This is a genomic window from Mesorhizobium sp. M0663 (assembly GCF_040320585.1).
Lineage (GTDB): Bacteria > Pseudomonadota > Alphaproteobacteria > Rhizobiales > Rhizobiaceae > Mesorhizobium.
This window is the reverse complement of the sequence record NZ_JAMYPX010000008.1, coordinates 92274-110574: the sequence shown is the minus strand read 5'-3', so window position 1 is coordinate 110574 and position 18301 is coordinate 92274. Positions and strand designations below refer to the sequence as shown.

16 protein-coding genes are annotated in these 18301 nt (G+C 62.5%); 13 read left to right on the top strand and 3 right to left on the bottom strand.

Going from position 1 to position 18301, the window contains the following annotated elements; genetic code table 11:
- Nucleotides 1-95: 95 nt before the first annotated feature.
- A complete protein-coding gene (locus tag NKI54_RS17000) occupies nucleotides 96-1613 on the top strand; it encodes a DegQ family serine endoprotease (RefSeq protein WP_352691997.1) in 1518 nt (505 codons plus the stop codon).
- A gap of 47 nt (nucleotides 1614-1660) precedes the next feature.
- On the opposite strand, the gene NKI54_RS16995 is transcribed toward NKI54_RS17000, so the two are convergent.
- Nucleotides 1661-2233: a GNAT family N-acetyltransferase gene (locus tag NKI54_RS16995; protein ID WP_023676690.1), complete on the bottom strand. Its 573-nt coding sequence runs from the start codon at nucleotides 2231-2233 to the stop codon at nucleotides 1661-1663.
- Nucleotides 2230-3117 (bottom strand): phosphoserine phosphatase SerB, encoded by an 888-nt coding sequence (serB, locus tag NKI54_RS16990; RefSeq protein WP_023676799.1) that lies wholly within the window; start codon nucleotides 3115-3117, stop codon nucleotides 2230-2232. The genes NKI54_RS16995 and serB overlap by 4 nt, the downstream gene beginning before the upstream one ends.
- Between serB and miaA the strand changes: the two genes are divergently transcribed.
- The 3 genes from miaA (at nucleotide 3107) to NKI54_RS16975 (ending at nucleotide 5493) form a co-directional block, all read left to right on the top strand.
- Complete coding sequence (miaA, locus tag NKI54_RS16985) at nucleotides 3107-4075, top strand: tRNA (adenosine(37)-N6)-dimethylallyltransferase MiaA (RefSeq protein ID WP_352644893.1); 969 nt, start codon at nucleotides 3107-3109, stop codon at nucleotides 4073-4075. The genes serB and miaA overlap by 11 nt on opposite strands.
- Before the next feature lie 104 nt (nucleotides 4076-4179).
- Entirely contained in the window at nucleotides 4180-4974 is a 795-nt protein-coding gene (locus tag NKI54_RS16980; RefSeq protein ID WP_023676688.1) for a GGDEF domain-containing protein, read from the top strand.
- Between the two features lie 132 nt (nucleotides 4975-5106).
- Nucleotides 5107-5493, top strand: a complete 387-nt coding sequence (locus NKI54_RS16975) for an ester cyclase (RefSeq protein WP_023676687.1) — start codon at nucleotides 5107-5109, stop codon at nucleotides 5491-5493.
- A gap of 36 nt (nucleotides 5494-5529) precedes the next feature.
- Here NKI54_RS16975 and NKI54_RS16970 read toward each other — a convergent pair whose 3' ends face one another.
- The gene (locus NKI54_RS16970; protein ID WP_352644867.1) at nucleotides 5530-7356 is read right to left on the bottom strand and encodes an ATP-binding protein; all 1827 of its coding nucleotides are present in this window, start codon (nucleotides 7354-7356) and stop codon (nucleotides 5530-5532) included.
- Nucleotides 7357-7506: 150 nt separating this feature from the next.
- Between NKI54_RS16970 and NKI54_RS16965 the strand changes: the two genes are divergently transcribed.
- From NKI54_RS16965 to NKI54_RS16925, 9 genes are all read left to right on the top strand, one after another.
- Nucleotides 7507-8073, top strand: coding sequence for a helix-turn-helix domain-containing protein (locus NKI54_RS16965; protein ID WP_352644866.1), 567 nt, complete (start codon nucleotides 7507-7509; stop codon nucleotides 8071-8073).
- 1 nt (nucleotide 8074) lies between these two features.
- Complete coding sequence (locus NKI54_RS16960; RefSeq protein ID WP_352575156.1) at nucleotides 8075-8386, top strand: hypothetical protein; 312 nt, start codon at nucleotides 8075-8077, stop codon at nucleotides 8384-8386.
- A 21-nt stretch (nucleotides 8387-8407) separates the two neighbouring features.
- Nucleotides 8408-8935, top strand: a complete 528-nt coding sequence (locus NKI54_RS16955) for a GNAT family N-acetyltransferase (RefSeq protein WP_352644864.1) — start codon at nucleotides 8408-8410, stop codon at nucleotides 8933-8935.
- A gap of 219 nt (nucleotides 8936-9154) precedes the next feature.
- Nucleotides 9155-10315 (top strand): PcfJ domain-containing protein, encoded by a 1161-nt coding sequence (locus tag NKI54_RS16950; RefSeq protein ID WP_352691995.1) that lies wholly within the window; start codon nucleotides 9155-9157, stop codon nucleotides 10313-10315.
- 352 nt (nucleotides 10316-10667) lie between these two features.
- Nucleotides 10668-12419, top strand: coding sequence for an acetolactate synthase 3 large subunit (locus NKI54_RS16945; protein ID WP_352570430.1), 1752 nt, complete (start codon nucleotides 10668-10670; stop codon nucleotides 12417-12419).
- 66 nt (nucleotides 12420-12485) lie between these two features.
- Nucleotides 12486-13058, top strand: coding sequence for an acetolactate synthase small subunit (gene ilvN, locus NKI54_RS16940; protein ID WP_023676680.1), 573 nt, complete (start codon nucleotides 12486-12488; stop codon nucleotides 13056-13058).
- A 60-nt stretch (nucleotides 13059-13118) separates the two neighbouring features.
- Nucleotides 13119-13715: a LysE family translocator gene (locus NKI54_RS16935; protein ID WP_352691993.1), complete on the top strand. Its 597-nt coding sequence runs from the start codon at nucleotides 13119-13121 to the stop codon at nucleotides 13713-13715.
- 169 nt (nucleotides 13716-13884) lie between these two features.
- A complete protein-coding gene (locus NKI54_RS16930; RefSeq protein ID WP_023676678.1) occupies nucleotides 13885-15135 on the top strand; it encodes an efflux RND transporter periplasmic adaptor subunit in 1251 nt (416 codons plus the stop codon).
- Nucleotides 15132-18290, top strand: a complete 3159-nt coding sequence (locus NKI54_RS16925; protein ID WP_352636662.1) for an efflux RND transporter permease subunit — start codon at nucleotides 15132-15134, stop codon at nucleotides 18288-18290. Before NKI54_RS16930 ends, NKI54_RS16925 begins: the two co-directional genes overlap by 4 nt.
- Nucleotides 18291-18301: the final 11 nt, after the last annotated feature.

Here is an 18301-nt window from a genome sequence, read left to right as displayed (position 1 = left end):
GCCATAGCCGCAAACGTGCCTTATTTCTTGCCAACATGACGCGGACCGGCATTTTTGCCGAAGCGGTTTTTTTCAGAACACCCGGAGGCCTTTCGATGACATCCACCACCCTTCTGCGTGCAGCGAGGCGGACGTTCATCGCCGGGGCCGCTGCGCTTCTGGTCGGCGCCGTTGCCGTTCCGTCGTTCGTGGCGCCGACGATGGCAGCCGACGGGCCGCCCTCGGTTGCCGATCTCGCCGCCGGCCTGCTTGGCGCCGTGGTCAACATCTCGACGTCGCAGACTGTTAAAGGCACTGAGGGGCCGGGCGCAGTGCCGATGCCGCAGCTGCCGGAGGGCTCGCCCTTCCAGGACTTCTTCGACGATTTCTTCAAGAACCGTGGCGGCGACAAGGGCGGCGGCGGCCAAAAGGTGCAGTCGCTGGGCTCCGGCTTCGTGGTCGACGCCGAGCAGGGCATCGTGGTGACCAACAACCACGTCATTGCCGATGCCGACGACATCGAGGTGAATTTCTCCGATGGGGTGACGCTCAAGGCGACGCTGGTCGGCACCGACACCAAGACCGATGTCGCGGTGCTGAAGGTCGATCCGAAAGGGCACAAGCTGACGGCGGTGAAGTTCGGCGATTCCAACATGATGCGTGTCGGCGACTGGGTGATGGCGATCGGCAATCCGTTCGGTCTCGGCGGCACGGTGACGGTCGGCATCGTCTCGGCACGCAATCGCGACATCAATTCCGGCCCGTATGACGACTTCATCCAGACCGATGCCGCGATCAACCGCGGCAATTCCGGCGGACCGCTGTTCAACAGCAGCGGCGAGGTCATCGGCATCAACACGGCAATCATCTCGCCATCGGGCGGCTCGATCGGCATCGGCTTCTCGATCCCGTCGCAGCTTGCCTCGGGCGTCGTCGACCAGCTTCGCCAGTTCGGCGAGACGCGGCGCGGCTGGCTCGGCGTGCGCATCCAGCCGGTGACCGACGACATTGCCGAAAGCCTGGGCATGGCGACCGCCAAGGGCGCGCTGGTCGCCGGCGTCATCAAGGGCGGGCCGGTCGACAACGGCACAATCCAGGCCGGCGACGTCATCATCAAATTCGACGGCAAGGACATCCATGAAATGCGCGACCTGCCGCGCGTCGTGGCGGAGAGCCCGGTCGGCAAGGCGGTCGACGTGATCATCGTGCGCAAAGGGGTCGAGCAGACCGTCAAGGTGACGCTCGGCCGGCTCGAGGACGGCGAAAAGCTTGCCAGCGGCGGTGAAAACGGCAACACCGACCAGGACGATGCCGACAAGGCGCCTGCGGTTTCGACGGCTGCCGTGCTCGGCATGACGATCGGCGAGCTCAATGAGGAGACGCGCACGAAATTCGGCATCGCCACCGATGTCTCCGGCGTCGTCGTGACGGACGTCGCCAAGGATTCGGCGGCAGCCGAACGCGGCATCCAGCCGGGCGAGGTGATCACCGAGATCGCGCAGGAATCGGTCGCCACGCCCAAGGACGTCATGGACCGGATCGGCGCGCTGAAGGAGCAGGGGCGCAAGAACGCGCTTTTGATGCTGGCGTCGAAGACCGGCGAGCTGAGGTTTGTGACAATCCGGATGGATTGAGTCCGGAAGAGCCTGCAACACTCTGATCTTGAAACGAAAAAGGGCGGCTAGCGGGCCGCCCTTTTTCTTGCCTGCCAGTCTGTGCGTGGCAGCCTGTAGAAGACATGTCGCCTGAGTGCGGTGTGGCTGTCCGGAACACCGGGATGGTCGAAGTCGGAGGCCGGGTCGGCGATCATGCCCAGGCGCTCCATGACGGCAGTGGACCGGCTGTTATCCTTGACTGCGAAGGACACGATTTCGTCGAGGCCAAGTCTTTCAAAGCCATAGGTCAGCCAGGCTTCGGCTGCTTCGGTGACATAGCCGCGGCCCCAGAATTCGGGTGCCAGCCGCCAGCCGATCTCGATCGTGCCGGGCGGCAGGAATGGCAAATGATCGGTTCGGGTTATGCCGACGAAGCCGATGCATTCACCTGTGGCTGCGATCTCAGCGGCCGCGAAGCCGAAGCCGTCGCGATCGATAGCCGCGCGCAACTCCTCCATCTTGGCGTCCGACTGGGCACGGTCGCGCCGAAACGGAAAGAATTCCATGACGCGCTCGTCGGAATTGATGCGATGGAAGAGCTCGCGGTCACGATCTCCCCAGTTGCGCAGGATCAGGCGCTCGGTGCGGATCGGCGTCATTCGACAAATTCCTCCCGGCGATAACCCTGCAGATAAAGCAAGGCGGTGAGGTCGCCGTGGTCGATGCGGATCTTTGCCTCGGCTGCCACGGCCGGCTTGGCATGCAAGGCGACGCCGATGCCGGCAAGACGGATCATGTCGAGATCGTTGGCGCCGTCGCCGACGGCAATGGCATCGGCAGGCGTCAGGCCGAGGCGGGCGGAAATCTCGATAAGGGCTTCGGCCTTGGCGGCGCGGCCGAGGATCGGTTCGGCGACCAAGCCGGTGAAGCGGCGATCCTGCTCGATCAGGCGGTTGGCGCGATTTTCGTGAAAGCCGAGCAATGCTGCGATGCGGGTGGTGAAGATGTCGAAACCACCGGAGATCAGCGCCGTCCAGGCGCCATTGGCCGCCATTGTCTGGACGAGCGTGCGGCCGCCGGAGGCTAGCGTCAGGCGATTGTCGATGATGCGGTCGATGATTGCGGCATCGAGATCCTTGAGCAGCGCCACACGCTCGCGCAAGGCCGGCTCGAATGCGATCTCGCCGTTCATCGATCGCGCCGTGATGGCGGCGACGCGATCCTTGACGCCGATCTCGTCGGCAAGCTCGTCGATGCATTCCTGGTCGATCATTGTCGAATCCATGTCGGCGATCAGGATCTTCTTGCGCCTGTTCTCAGCCGGCTGGACGGCCACGTCGATCGGTTCGGAAGCAAGCGCGGCCTGCAGGCGCGCCGTTATTTCGGAAGCGTCGGCGGTCTCCGGCAAGTCGAGTTCGCAGGCGATGCCTTCGGCCAGCCAGCGAACAGCGCTTGCGCCGACCGACCGCGAGGCCATATTCGCTAGCGTCGGCGTCAATGCGCGGCCGGCGGGATGGGATAGAAGCGTGGCGATCAGCGGCATCGAAAATTCCAGCGGACAGGCGGGCGAAGGCCGCGTGAAGAACGCGATCCTGATAGCCGGGCCGACCGCCAGCGGCAAGTCGGCGCTCGCACTCGACCTCGCCGAGCGCAATGGCGGTGTCATCGTCAACACCGATTCTATGCAAGGCTATTCGGTGCTCGACGTGCTGACGGCGCGGCCTGGTCCTGCCGAACTCGCCCGCGTCCCCCACTTTCTTTATGGACACGTCGATCCGTCCACCGCCTATTCCACCGGCGCCTGGTTGCGTGATGTCACGAAGCTGATCGACGACGGCACGCTCTCGGAGCGGCCAGTGATTTTCGTCGGCGGTACCGGGCTTTATTTCCGGGCGCTCACGGAAGGTATCTCGGAGATGCCCGACATTCCGAAGTCGATCCGCGATCGCTGGCGCTACGAGCTCCAGGAACAGGGCGCAGTGAGATTGCACCGCATCCTGTTGCGCGAGGATTCTGCGGCCGGCATGATGCTTAAGCCGACGGATGGCCAGCGCATCGTGCGGGCGCTGGAGGTGCTCGACGCGTCGGGGCGTTCCATCCTGGACTGGCAGGCCGCGCGTGGCCGGCCGTTGATCGACAGGAGCAGCGCGCGCTTTTTCGTCATCGAGCCGGAGCGAGCGGCGCTGGTGGAGCGGATCGATGCTCGCTTCGACCGCATGCTGGACAAGGGGGCACTGGACGAGGTGAAACAGCTTTCAGCGCTCGGCCTCGATCCCGACCTGCCGGCGATGAAAGCAATCGGTGTTCGCGAGCTTCAGGCCGCGCTGGCCGGCGCCTTCAGTTTTCCCGAGGCCATCGAGCGCGCGAAAACCGCGACGCGGCAATATGCCAAACGGCAGGCGACCTGGTTCAGGCACCAATTGGGCCCGGAATGGCAGAGATTGCGTCCTGGTGAGGGGATCGACTCGATACTCTCACTCCCTCCTTCGAGCGCAACCTGAAAAGTCGACACCGAGGGGACATTTCGCGTTGAAGTTGTCCAGGTTAACTGTCCGTAAGTTCCCGCATGCCATAAGATCGTTACGAACTTTCCAACGGGGAGCAGATGCGTTTCCACAAGGCGGAATCAGCCTTTTTCGTCTTTATTTTTGTGATCCTGGCCGCCGGCCTGGTGACGCTTTACGCCTATGGGCTCCTGCAAACCCTGGCCGCCGACATTAGCAATACGCCTTCGGAACTCGATGAAATCGTCTATCTCAACAAGCTGCTGTTTGCGACGGGCGTGCTGCTGGCGACTGCGCTGTTCTTCGGCATTTTCTTCATCTACCCGCTGATCCGAAAGCAGGCGACGGAAGAAGGCAAGCTGCGCGCCATGACCGTTTCGCTCAGCGCGCGTTCGGAGACGCTAGAGCATGCGGCGCTCACCGACAGCCTCACCGGCATGCAGAACCGGCGTTATTTCGACGATGCGCTGAAGGAATATCTCGAAGAGTTCCGTCGCATCGAGAAACCAGTAGGGCTGATGATCCTCGACCTCGACCATTTCAAGCAGGTCAACGACAGCCACGGCCACGATGTCGGCGACGAGGTGTTGCGGGCGGTCGCCAACTGTCTCAAGGACATGACACGCTATCACGACGTGGTGGCGCGCCTGGGCGGCGAGGAGTTCGCGGTGGTCACGCCCAATATGGACGCCGAGCTGCTATCCAAATTCGCGGAGCGCATCCGCAAGGCGATCGCCAACATGTCGGTGCTGACGGGCAATGTCCGACTGAAAATCACCACCAGCGTCGGGCTTGCCGTCTGGGATCGCAAGGAAACCGCCGAGGAGTTCTATCGCCGCGCCGATCGCCAGCTCTATGAGGCGAAGAGGCAAGGGCGCAACCGCGTCTGTGCCTGAAATTCCGTCATTGAATTCGTGATGCCGGCCGTCTGGTATCGTTTTCTGTGTTTCCGGTGCACGCAGACCGACGTCACCCATTCAAGCTGAGATGCTGCCTTTGCGGGGCTTGGCGGAAATAGAGGTGTTGCCGTGACTAAATCCGATCTCTCCGGTCTTTACCGAGGCTATATTGCATGCCTGAACAAGCAGGATTGGCCAAATCTGGGGCGGTTTGTTCATGATGAAGTGACCCACAACGGTCGCAAGCTCGGATTGTCCGGCTATCTCGAAATGTTGGTGAGAGACTTCGACGAAATTCCGGACCTTTACTTCGACATTCAGCTATTGGTTGCCGATCCGCCTTATGTAGCGAGCCGGCTAAGCTTCGACTGCGCGCCAAGGGGAACGTTCCTTGGGCTCGATGTAAGCGGGAAGAGAATTTCGTTTGCCGAGAACGTATTTTATGAGTTTCAGAGAGGGAAAATTCGCCAGGTGTGGTCAGTTATAGACAAGACAGCCATCGAAACTCAGCTTTGATATCTGCGAGCGCTGCCTAAAAGTCGCTCGGCTCAATCATTCTGGGGGACGCAGGCCGAAGGTCGCCGGCTTGAGGCCGTAGCGCAAGTCGAAATCGTCGTTTCGCTGGGTGCGTGCGGCCGACGGCTTGCGATAGTCCGAATCGCCGGCCTGCCGGCCCGAATCGACGACTTCCGCGAAAGGCATTGCCTGTCGTGATTTCGGCACGTTGCGCAGCCGTTCGACGATCGCCACGAGGTCGACCTGGTCGCCGGTTTCGGACGGCAAGGCGTCCTCGCGCTTGGCCGTGCCTGGGATCAAATCCTCGGAGAGCTTTTCAAACTTCATCCGCATCGTCGTCGCCACGCCTTCCCCGAAGGCGATGGCCTCGCGCTGGCCCATGGAAGACAGGAACGCCAGCGTCGAAGCCGAGGAATCGGCAATCGCCGACCGGATGATCGCCTGGTCCTGATCGTTGGCGAGCCGCATGGCAAAGAACGTCGAGCACTGCGACAGGATGGTCGGGTCGAGCTCGCCCGGGCGCTGGGTGACGACGCCGAGATAGCAGCCATATTTGCGGCCTTCCTTGGCGATGCGCGACAGCGCGTGCCGCGTCGGCGCGAAACCGAGGCGCGGATCGGCCGGCATATAGCGATGCGCTTCCTCGCACAGGAAGAGCAGCCGCAGGCGGCCCTCGCTCCACAACGCCAGGTCGAAGGCCAGCCGCGCCAGCACCGAGCATACGGAATTGACCACCTCGGACGGCATGCCGGCCATTTCGAAGCAGGTCACAGGGCGGCCGTGATGCGGCACGCGGAAGATGTTGCCGATCGTCTCGTGGATGGTGTCCTCGATCAGGCGCGAGTTGAACATGAAACGGTAGCGCGGATCGGATGCCGCCGATTCGATACGTGTCTTCAATGACCTGAGGGTCGGGCGATCGTTCTTGCTTTCCAGCAATCCCATGCGTTCGTCGACCAGCTTGATGAGGTCGGCAATGCGATAGGGCACCGGCGCGTCGGCGGTCAGCGCATCGGTGCTGCGCCGTAGATAGTTGCCGGAGTTCGGATTGCGGTAGAGGTTCTTGGCCGCGGGAATGAGATCGCGCAAGGCGTCGACCTCTTCCGGAACCGTCTCGCGGCCGCGAAACAGCACCTCGGCAAATTCCTCGAGCTTGAACATCCAGAAGGGCAGGTCGAGCGTCGTCGAATCGACCCTGACGCAATATTCGGGCAACGACGCGGCGAACTCGTTGTGTGGATCGAGGATGAGCACGCGCAGGTCGGGCCGGGCGGCGATCGATTTGCGCAAGAGCAGCGACACGGCGGTCGATTTGCCAACCCCGGTGGTGCCGACAATGGCGAAATGGCGCGCCAGCGTATCGTCGATGGCGATATTGGCGTCGATGGCCTCGTCCTGCGACAGCGTGCCGATGGTGATCGAATGACGACCGGCGAGATCGTAGACGGCCTGCAGGTCGCGGCTGCGGATACGATGGGCAATGGCGCCGATATGCGGGTAGGTTGTGATGCCACGGTCGAAGATCGGCTTCGCGCCGGGTTCGGCACCGTCGCGCACCTCGCCGATCAATTCGATGCTGACCTCGATCGGATTCTGGCCCTCGCTGCTCCAGGCACGATCCGACTTGCCGATTTCATAGACCAGGCCGACGGTTCGTGATGTACCGAGATTGATCGAGATCATCTTGCCGACGCTCCACAGGCCGGTGACCGTGCCTTCGATATCGTCGGCATAGGCGCTGATGGTGGCGCGCGCGCCGTCGCATTGCACGACATTGCCCAGAATGCGCTTGTCGTTCTGCTCCGCCCTGCGGCGCTCCAGCAAAGTTGGTTCCCCAATGGAGGCTTCGCGTTCAACGAGCATGGACACGCCGATCCCTTTTTCCAAGCGATGAGCCTAGGCGAACGGGGTTAAGGTGGGATGAGGCCGGATGGTTTAGCGGACATTAAGGAGTTTGCGAAAAATGGATGAAACGGCCGTTGCTCCGTAGAAAAATTTCGATATATTGGATTAATGGATGATATAGCGAACGACATCTCCTCGACCATCGGCAGACGAATACATGCCGAAAGAGTGGCTCGAGGCTGGTCCCTGGCAGAGCTGGCGGAGCGGTCCGATGTTTCGAAAGCCATGCTGAGCACGGTAGAACGCGGTATGACCAGCCCGACGGCGGCGCTCCTTGTGCGCATTGCGGCCGCCTTCGGCATGACGCTGTCCACATTGATCGCAAGGGCGGAATTGCAGGGCGGTGGCCTGCTTCGCGAACGTGACCAGCCGCTCTGGCGCGATCCGGCTACGGGTTATGTGCGGCGGCATCTTTCGCCGGTCTCCGACATACCCCTCGAACTGATCCGGATACAGTTGCCGGCCGGCGCCAAGGTAAGTTTCCCGGCGGCGTCCTATGCCTTCATCAGGCAACAGATATGGCTGATCTCCGGGCGGCTGGAATTCACCGAGGGGGACATCGTTCACCGGCTCGAACCCGGCGACTGCCTGGCGCTCGGCGCGCCATCCGATTGCGTCTTTCACGCTCCGGGGCCGGACGCCGCCGACTATCTGGTTGCGTTGGCCAGGAGCTGAGGTGAAGGCGCGCCGTCCGAAACGCTCCGACAATGGCGGTCCGCCGCTTGACGACTATAACGGTCCGCCCTGGGGCAAGGGTGAGCCCTATGTGTTTCTTGCCTGGCGGACCGCCCATGCCCAGGCATGGAAAGTGCCGAGCCGCGAGATCATGCTGATGCGGCTGGACAAGGCCGAGCGGCTGGGCCTGACCTATGAGGAATACACGCTCGAACTGCTGGAACGCGGGCGACATCTGCAAGAGGAAGACGCCGATCGCATCGCGGAAATCCGGCGGGCCAGGAAGCGGAAGCGGATCAGTCATTTCGATTGACGGACGGCGCAGGGGAACCACATGAGTTCGATCGAAATCAGGCCACTCACCAGGACTGACGGAACGCAAAAAATGCTGGCGGATCTGCTGATCGGGACAGTCGCCGCCGGCGGCTCGGTCAGCTTCATGCATCCGCTGGCGCCGGAGATGGCCGCGGCCTTCTGGAACAGGTCGCTTCATGCGGCCGCCAGAGGCGAAAGGGCGGTGCTTGGGGCCTGGAACGGCGAGGCTCTGGTCGGCACCGTCACCTTGCTGCTCGACTGCCCTCCCAACCAGCCGCACCGGGCCGAGATCGCCAAGCTGATGACCCGCCTCGATTATCGCGGCAAGGGCATCGCAACCCGCCTGATGGAGGCGGCGGAAGCCGTTGCCGTGGAGAAAGGCCGCACGCTGTTGGTCCTCGACACGGCAAAAGAGGAGGGGGCTTCCGGCCTCTATGAAAAGCTCGGCTTCACGCTGGCCGGCGAAATACCGGATTATGCGCTGAAGCCGCATGGCGGGCTGACAGGCACCCTCATCTACTGGAAACGCGTCGGCCGGACACGCTGATGGCGACAACGATGCACCTTTGCAACACCAGTCAGACCATCGCGGGCATGGAAAGAATAGCTCTTGCGTCAAATTGGCGGCGACCTTAGAGAAGCCGCCCATTCTGATCCGTCGTCCTGAAAGGAGACCTGTCAATGACCCGGCGATCCAGATCGACACATTCCGTGCCGACGCTGGAATTGCGTGCGGCCGACAGGGTTCCAATCAGGAAGAACGGCCATGGCAAAGTCCATGATCCAGCGCAGGCAGGATGCCGAGCGCGAACGCATTGAAGCATATGCCGTAACGCTGCGGCGGGTTTTTCCCGTCCCGCGTCCCGCTCCGGATTTCGAGCGGGCGCTCGACGAGGCACGTCGGGGCTTTGCCGGCATGGCAATCCGCGACGGCGCGCTGTGGCGTCCAAAGCTGAAGACGCGCGACCCCGCGCGGCTGCGGCTGGCCGCGGCGCGTCATCTCTATGCGCGCTACCCGGTTACAGCCGCGCTCGAGGGGATCTGGCTGGACAGCTCGGCGTTGAATGCCGGCGAGATCGCGCTTCGCAAGGCTTGGTATATCGCAGTGGCGCGTGGTGACTCGCTTTACAAGGCGGGCGCCTGTGCGTGGCTGTCTCGCAAGGAGGTGCATTGCTTCTTGAACTTGCCCGGCGATTTCACGTTCGACGAGGCCTTTTGGGTGGCGATCGTCCGGTCCTACACGGATGATTCCGGGTTGGCGGCCCGACTTGCCAAGTCGAAAATCGCGCGCACGCCACGTAACGATCTGGCCTTCTGGCGCGAGGTGACACGGTTCTTCTGCGGGCAACCCGCGTCGAAGGAGGAGATCGACGATCTATGCGACTATATCGGCGCCGTGCACCAGCGCGATGCGGCGTACAGCCTGAAGGGTCGCACGCTCGCCTCGCTGCGTCGGCAGATGCTGGAATGGCATCGAGACATTGCCGCGATCGAACGCATCGAGGCAATGCGCCGCCGGGCTGCCGGGCGGGCCACGCATACTGCCGGGACGCAGTCGCAGGGTCGCGCCTGGGACGGCTCGCGCCTCGACGATTGGGACTGGCAGCCGTCGACCAAGGAGGCAAAGGCGCATGGCGAGCGTTTCTTCATCCGTCAGTTGAAGACAGCCGAGGATCTGGTCGCCGAGAGCCGGGCGATGCATCATTGCGTCTCGATATACGCGGCCAAATGCATCACCGGCAATGCCTCGATCTGGGTGCTGCGGCGCTCGGCGCTCGGCAAGATCGAGCGGTTGCTGACGATCGAACTCGACCCGCAAAACCGTGCGGTGCAGGTGCGCGGTTTCGGCAACCGTCTCGCCTCGCTCGAGGAGCGCAAGATCATCGAGCGCTGGGCCAAGGCGAGGGGTGTGGTGCTCTGCGCCTGAAACGGAAGACCCGCGCGGCGGAAAGGCGGCGCGGGTGCACAATGGGCGGATGTGCCGACGTCAGGCCAAGTGCACATTCGCCGTTGACAGCGGCGTCAAACCAATTCTATTGTCCGCCACCATGAAAAAGGCACTCATTCTCGTAGGAAAGCGCGTGGGCAAGGCGGTGTAACCGCCGGGCGGTGACCTCCCATGCGCAAGACACAGGCTCCCTCGGGGGCCTTTTTTATTGCCCGAAATACGACTAAACGACCAGCAATCGCCAGATGGCGAACAGTACGGGACCAGACCGATGAGCAGTGGACAGAATGAGCGGCGCGAGATGCCAAGAACTGAAATGCCAAGGGGCGAAATGACTGGCGCCGAAATGGTGGTGCAGGCGCTGAAGGACAACGGCGTCAAGCATGTTTTCGGCTATCCGGGCGGCGCGGTTCTGCCAATCTACGATGAAATCTTCCAGCAGGACGAGGTCGAGCACATCCTCGTCCGCCATGAGCAGGGCGCGGGCCATGCGGCGGAAGGCTATGCGCGCTCGACCGGCAAGGCCGGCGTCATGCTGGTGACCTCAGGGCCGGGCGCCACCAATGCGGTGACGCCATTGCAGGACGCGCTGATGGATTCGATCCCGCTGGTCTGCCTGACCGGCCAGGTGCCGACTTCGCTGATCGGCTCGGATGCGTTCCAGGAGTGCGACACGGTCGGCATCACGCGGCCCTGCACCAAGCACAACTGGCTGGTGAAGGACGTCAACGAGCTCGCGGCAACGATCCACGAGGCCTTCCATGTGGCAACCACAGGGCGCCCCGGTCCGGTCGTCGTCGACATTCCGAAGGACGTGCAGTTCGCCAAGGGTATCTATGTCCCGCCGCAGACGGCGCCGCGCACCAGCTACCAACCGAAGGTCCAGGGCGATCTGGAAAAGATCAAGGCGGCGGTCGAGCTGATGGCCGGCGCCAGGAAGCCGATCATCTATTCGGGCGGCGGCGTCATCAATTCCGGCCCGGAGGCGAGCCATCTGCTGCGCGAGCTGGTCGACCTCACCGGCTTTCCCATCACCTCGACGCTGATGGGCCTCGGCGCCTATCCGGCGTCGGGCAAGAACTGGATGGGCATGCTCGGTATGCACGGCACGTATGAAGCGAACATGGCGATGCACGATTGCGACGTCATGCTCTGCATCGGCGCGCGCTTCGACGACCGCATCACCGGGCGGCTCACCGCGTTCTCGCCGAATTCGAAGAAGATCCACATCGACATCGACCCGTCGTCGATCAACAAGAACGTCCACACCGACGTGCCGATCATCGGCGATGTCGGGCGTGTGCTGGAGGATCTGGTGCGGCTGTGGCGGGCAACCGCCAAGGCCGACAAGAAAGCGCTTCACCCGTGGTGGGAGCAGATTGCCAAATGGCGCGCGCGCGATTCGCTCGCCTACAAGATGAACCACGAGGTGATCATGCCGCAATATGCCGTCCAGCGGCTCTATGCGCTGACCAAGGACCTCGACACCTACATCACCACCGAGGTCGGCCAGCATCAGATGTGGGCGGCACAGCACTATCATTTCGAGAAGCCGAACCGCTGGATGACCTCCGGCGGACTGGGCACGATGGGCTACGGCCTGCCGGCCGCGCTCGGCGTGCAGATCGCGCACCCGGATGCGCTGGTCATCGATATCGCCGGCGACGCCTCGGTGCAGATGACGATGCAGGAAATGAGCGCGGCGGTGCAGCACGAGGCGCCGATCAAGATCTTCATCCTCAACAACCAATATATGGGCATGGTGCGGCAGTGGCAGCAGCTGCTGCACGGCAACCGGCTGTCGCACTCCTACACCGAGGCGATGCCGGATTTCGTCAAGCTCGCCGAAGCCTATGGCGGCCACGGCATTCGCTGCGACAAGCCGGACGAGCTCGATGACGCTATCAAGGAGATGATCGGGGTCAAGAAGCCCGTCCTGTTCGACTGCCGCGTGGCGACGCTCGCCAACTGCTTCCCGATGATTCCGTCGGGCAAGGCGCATAACGAGATGCTGTTGCCTGACGAGGCGACCGACGAAGCTGTAGCCAACGCGATCGACGCCAAGGGCAGGGAACTGGTGTAGCCTGGTTCGAGGAAGCTGTGCGGAAACAGCAGATTAGCGCAAAAGTTTGAAATCGAGATCCATGTCATGAACGCACAGTTGCAACCGACCGGCTCCGCCTATTTTATCGCCAAGGAGACGGAAAAACCAGAGAACCACACGCTTTCGGTCCTGGTCGACAACGAGCCGGGCGTGCTTGCGCGGGTCATCGGCCTGTTTTCCGGACGTGGCTACAACATCGAGAGCCTGACGGTCTCGGAAACCGAGCACGAAAAGCACCTGTCGCGCATCACCATCGTGACGCGCGGCACGCCGCACGTGCTGGAGCAGATCAAGCACCAGCTCGAGCGCATCGTGCCGGTGCACCGCGTCGTCGATCTCACCGTGCGGTCGCAGGAATTCGGACAGGAGCGGCCATTGGAGCGGGAACTCGCGCTGGTCAAGGTCGCCGGCACCGGCGAAGCCCGCGTCGAGGCGCTCCGGCTCGCCGATGCATTCCGCGCCAGCGTCATCGATGCCAACACCGAGCATTTCATCTTCGAGATCACCGGCAAGGGCTCCAAGCTCGATCAGTTCATCGCCATCATGAAACCGCTCGGGCTAGTTGAAATCTGCCGTACCGGAGTGGCGGCGATGAACCGCGGCCCGCAAGGGATGTAGTCATCCAGCTTGGCTCTATCTCGTCGCTTTGCCACCGATCGCATTGATTAGGGGAACGGCATGACATTCGACGCATTATTCGCCCTGCTGGTCTATGCCTTCGTGACCTCGATCACGCCGGGTCCGAACAATTTCATGCTTCTGGCCTCGGGCGTGAATTTCGGCTTGGTCAAGACCGTGCCACACATGCTCGGCATCGGCTTCGGCTTCCTCGTGCTGTTGCTTGCCGTAGGCTTCGGGCTTGGCGCCGTGTTGACGGCCTTTCCGGTGCTGCATACCGGGTTGAAGATCGCCGGCGGCCTTTACCTGCTTTATCTCGCCTGGAAGATCGCCATGTCGCGCTCGCTCGGCGGCGAAGGCGAGGCGAAGGGCCAGCCGATGCGCTTCGTCGAGGCTGCGGCTTTCCAGTGGGTCAATCCCAAGGCCTGGGTGATGGCGATTACAGCCATGGCCGTCTATACCAATCCGGAACGCCCGTTTGTGTCGGTGGTGCTGATCGGAGCCGCTTTCGCCGTCGTCATGCTGCCGAGCATTTCGACCTGGGCCGGTTTCGGCATGGCGCTGCGCGGTTTTCTGGCGGATACGGCGCGGCTCAAATGGTTCAACATCGCCATGGGTGTGATGCTGGCGGCGACATTGTGGCCGATGCTGCGCTAGCTGCCGTTTTATTGTGCACTGCACATTAAATCTTCGTAATGACGGGTTTTGGCCCTTTTTCGCCTTCGGCATCCTCTATTATCTGGCAAAATCGCGGCAAGAGGCTGCGAGTTGAGCTAGAGTGCGACCAGCGGAAATCGGCGTGTCGCGTTGAGAAGGCCTTTTGTCGATGCGCGGAAAGATCGTATTTGCGGTGATCGCTGCAGCCTGCCTTGCGGCGGCGTGGCTCTATTTTTCGCCCACCGCAATGACCGGTCTTCAGCAGATGCTGTCGGCGAAGCAGACCACGGCGGCGGCGGACAAACCCGCTGCAGCAGCAAATGCCGCTCGTTCGACTTCGGTGGTTGCCGCCACCGCTTCGACGGCCGATTTCCCGGTCCGGCGCTATGCCATCGGCTTTGTGTCCTCTCCTGCCGTGGTCAGCATCAACGCGCGGGTCTCGAGCCAGATCGTCGCAATCGCGGTCAAGGACGGACAGATGGTGAAGGCCGGCGACCTTCTTTTCTCGCTGGACGATCGCTCGTTGAAGGCGCAACTGGCACGCGATCAGGCGACGCTCGCAAAAGACCAGGCGCTGCTTGCCAGCGCCACGGCCGATCTTCAGCGCGCCAAAAATCTCGTCGCCAGGCAGGCCGGAACACAGCAGACCTACGATCAGGCCGTCGCGGCACAGAAATCCGCCGCGGCCACCGTCGACGCCGACAAGGCAACGATCGATGCGGACCAAATCCAGCTTGGCTTCGCCACGATCAGGGCGCCGATCTCCGGCAGGCTTGGCGCAGTCAGCGTCGCCGTCGGCGATCTCGTCACCACCAGCAACGGCAGCAGCACGTCGACTCCACTGGTGACGATCACGCAGGTCGACCCGCTGCAGGTGAACTTCAATCTCCCCGAAAGCGATCTTGCCTTGCTGCACAAGGCGCTGGCAGCGCCGCAGCAAGGTGCGGTGACGCTGACCAAGGACGGCGACCCGAAGCCGATCGGCAAGGGAACGCTGGATTTCGTCGATTCCAGCGTAGACACGGCGTCCGGCACGATCGCAACGCGGGCCAGTGTGCCCAACGCCGATCTTTCGCTATGGCCGGGCCAATACGTCAACGTCGTGCTCGATGCCGGCATCATGCCACAAATGACGTCCGTTCCGACGGTCGCCGTCCAGCCCAGCCAGAAGGGCCCGTTCGTCTATGTGATCAAGCCGGACAACACCGTTGAAATGCGGCCCGTGCAGGTCGCGCTGACAGAAGGCACCAACACCGCAATTAGCCAAGGATTGAAAAGCGGCGAGCGTGTCGTCGTCGAGGGTCAGACCAAACTGAAGAACGGCGCGGCGGTGCGCGAAGGCAAGGCTTCGACCGGCACCGGCGATCAGGCGGCTCCGAAGGTTGCCGAGGCTGACCGGACGGGCGGAACACAGCCATGATTTCCGAATTCTGCATCCGCAGGCCCGTCGCCACGCTGCTCATGTCGTTCGCCCTGGTTCTGGGCGGACTATTTGCTTACAAATTCCTGCCGGTCGCGGCGCTGCCAAGCGCCGAATTTCCGGTTGTCAACGTCTCGGCCTCGCTGCCCGGGGCTTCGCCGGAAACCATGGCGACGTCGGTGGCAACGCCTCTGATCAAGCAGTTTGCCACCATCGCCGGCATCGATTCGATCTCGACGACCAACTCGCTCGGCTCGACCTCGATCGCCATTCAGTTCGTACTCAACCGCGACATCGATGCAGCCGCCGCCGACGTGCAGGCAGCGATCGCACGTACGCAACGACAATTGCCGCCGGAGATGACCAGCCCGCCGAGCTACCGCAAGGTCAATCCAGCCGACGCGCCGATCCTGCTGATGTCGCTGGTCAGCGACACAATTCCGCTGACTGATCTCGACGCGTTTGCCGAGAATGTGATTTCGCCGTCGCTGTCGACGATCGACGGCGTTGCGCAGGTTTCGATTTACGGCCAGCAAAAATACGCTGTCCGCGTCCAGATCGATCCGACGGCGCTCGCCGCTCGCGGCATCTCGATCGATCAGCTGCAGACGGCCATCGCCTCGGCCAACAGCAACACGCCGCTCGGCGTGCTCAAGAACAACAAACAGCAGCTGACAATCACCGCGAACACGCAGCTGACCGATGCGGCGGGATTCTCCAACATCATCATCGCCACCAAGAACGGCCATCCGGTGCGGCTCGGCGAGGTGACCCGCGTCATCGATTCGGTCGAGACCACGACGACGGCAAGCTGGTATGACGGCACCCGCGCCATCATCATGGCCGTGCAGCGCCAGCCGGATGCCAATACCGTCGACGTCGTCGACCGCGTCAAGGCGATGCTACCTTCCTTCGACGATCAGATGCCGGCAGCGGCGAGCATCCAGTTGCTAAACGACCGCTCGACATCGATCCGCGAGGCGGTCGATGACGTGCAGTTCACGCTCCTGCTCACCATCGCGCTGGTGGTGATGGTGATCTTCCTGTTCCTGCGCCGGGTGACGGCGACGATCATCCCGGCGGTGGCGGTACCGATTTCGCTCATCGCCACGCTGGGCGTGATGTACCTGTTCGGCTTTTCCATCGACAACGTCTCATTGATGGGGCTGACGCTGGCGGTCGGCCTTGTCGTCGACGATGCCATCGTCATGCTGGAAAATATTTTCCGCCATATGGAGGAGGACGGGCTCTCGGCAATGGAGGCGTCGCTCAAGGGCGCCCGCGAAATCGGCTTCACCATCATCTCGATCTCGATCTCGCTGGTCGCCGTGTTCATTCCGGTGCTTTTGATGGGCGGCGTGATCGGGCGCATCTTCAACGAATTCGCAGTGGTGGTGACGGTCGCCATCCTGGCGTCGATGTTCGTCTCGCTGACGCTGACGCCGATGCTGTGCTCGCGGCTGTTGTCATTATCGAAAGCCGAGCAGAAAGCAGCGCATGGCGGGGACCCTAGACAAAACGTCTTCATGCGGGGCTATGACAGGCTGCTGACATTCTGTCTGCGCCACAATTTCCTTGTCTTCCTTGTCTTCCTCGTGACCGCCGGGCTGTCGGTGTGGCTGATCCAGATTTCGCCGAAGGGCTTCTTCCCGCAGGAGGATATCGGCCAGGTCTCGGTGACGACCATCGCGCGCCAGGACATTTCGTTTGACGCGATGGTGAAGCTGCAGGGGCAAGTGGCGGATGTCTTCACCCATTCGCCCTACGTCGCGCATGTCGGCTGGTCGGCGGGCAGTGGAAACAATGCGCTCAACCAGGGCCAACTGTTTGTGCAGCTGAAAGACAAGGACCACCGACCGAACATCGACAAGGTGCTTACGGACCTGCGGCGCCAGCTGGCCAATGTGCCCGGCATCGAAACCTACATGCAGCCGGTGCAGAACCTGCGGCTCGGCGCGCGTTCTTCGGCGAGTGCCTACCAGCTTGCCGTTCAGGGCCTCGATACCGGCCTGACGAACGTCTGGGCGCAGAGGCTGACGGACGCGATGGCTGCCGATCATGCCGCCTTCACCGACGTCACCAATGACCTGCAGAACAACGCGCTACAGGCGACGCTGGTGATCGACCGCGACAAGGCGGCGAACCTCGGCGTCGATACCGACACGCTGCGCTCCAGCCTCTATGGCGGTTTCGGCACCCAGCAGGTGTCGACCATCTTCGGTTCGGCCGACAGCTACGACGTGATCATGGAGCTCGATCCGAAGATCGAGTGGTCGCCCGAGCGGATGCTGGCCATCAAGGTGAGAACGGCGAGCGGCAGCCTGGTGCCGCTCGGTGCGTTCGCCCGCGTCGATCGGACCGCCGGTGCTTTGACCGTCAACCAGCTCGGCCAGCTTCCGGCAGTGACCATCTCCTACAATCTGCCGCAAGGCGTGGCCCTCGGCGACAGCGTGAGCCACATCAACGCGCTGAAGGACAAGATCGGCATGCCGCCGACGATCTCGACCGCCTTCTCGGGCACGGCCAAGACGTTCCAGGATTCGCTTTCCAACCAGGGGCTGCTGATCGGCGGCGCGATTCTGACCATCTATATCGTTCTCGGCATGCTCTATGAGAGCTTCATCCACCCGCTCACCATCCTGACCGGGCTTCCATCGGCGGTGCTCGGCGCGCTGGTGGCACTGCGGCTGGCGGGGATGGATCTTTCGGTGATCGCGGTGATCGGCATCCTGATGCTGATCGGCATCGTCAAGAAGAACGGCATCATGATGATCGACGTGGCGCTGGAACTCAGGCGCGAGGGGATGTCGCCTGTCGAATCCATCCACAAGGCCTGCCTGATGCGCTTCCGGCCGATCATGATGACCACGCTTGCCGCGCTGATGGGCACCATCCCGATCGCGCTCGGCACCGGCGCCAGCGCGGAATTGCGCCAGCCTCTCGGCGTGGCGGTGGTCGGCGGTCTTGTCGCCTCGCAGGCACTGACGCTGTTCGTCACGCCCGTCATTTACGTCTACATGGAGCATTTTTCCGGCTGGCTGGTCAGGCTGTGGGCACGGCGCCGGGGCGAGCCGAGCCCGGTCGAAGCGGTCGACCAGCCGTCACTGTTCGACGAGGAGGAAGAACCGGTGCCGCAGAAGGCGGCAGCCGAATAGCGCTGGCCCAA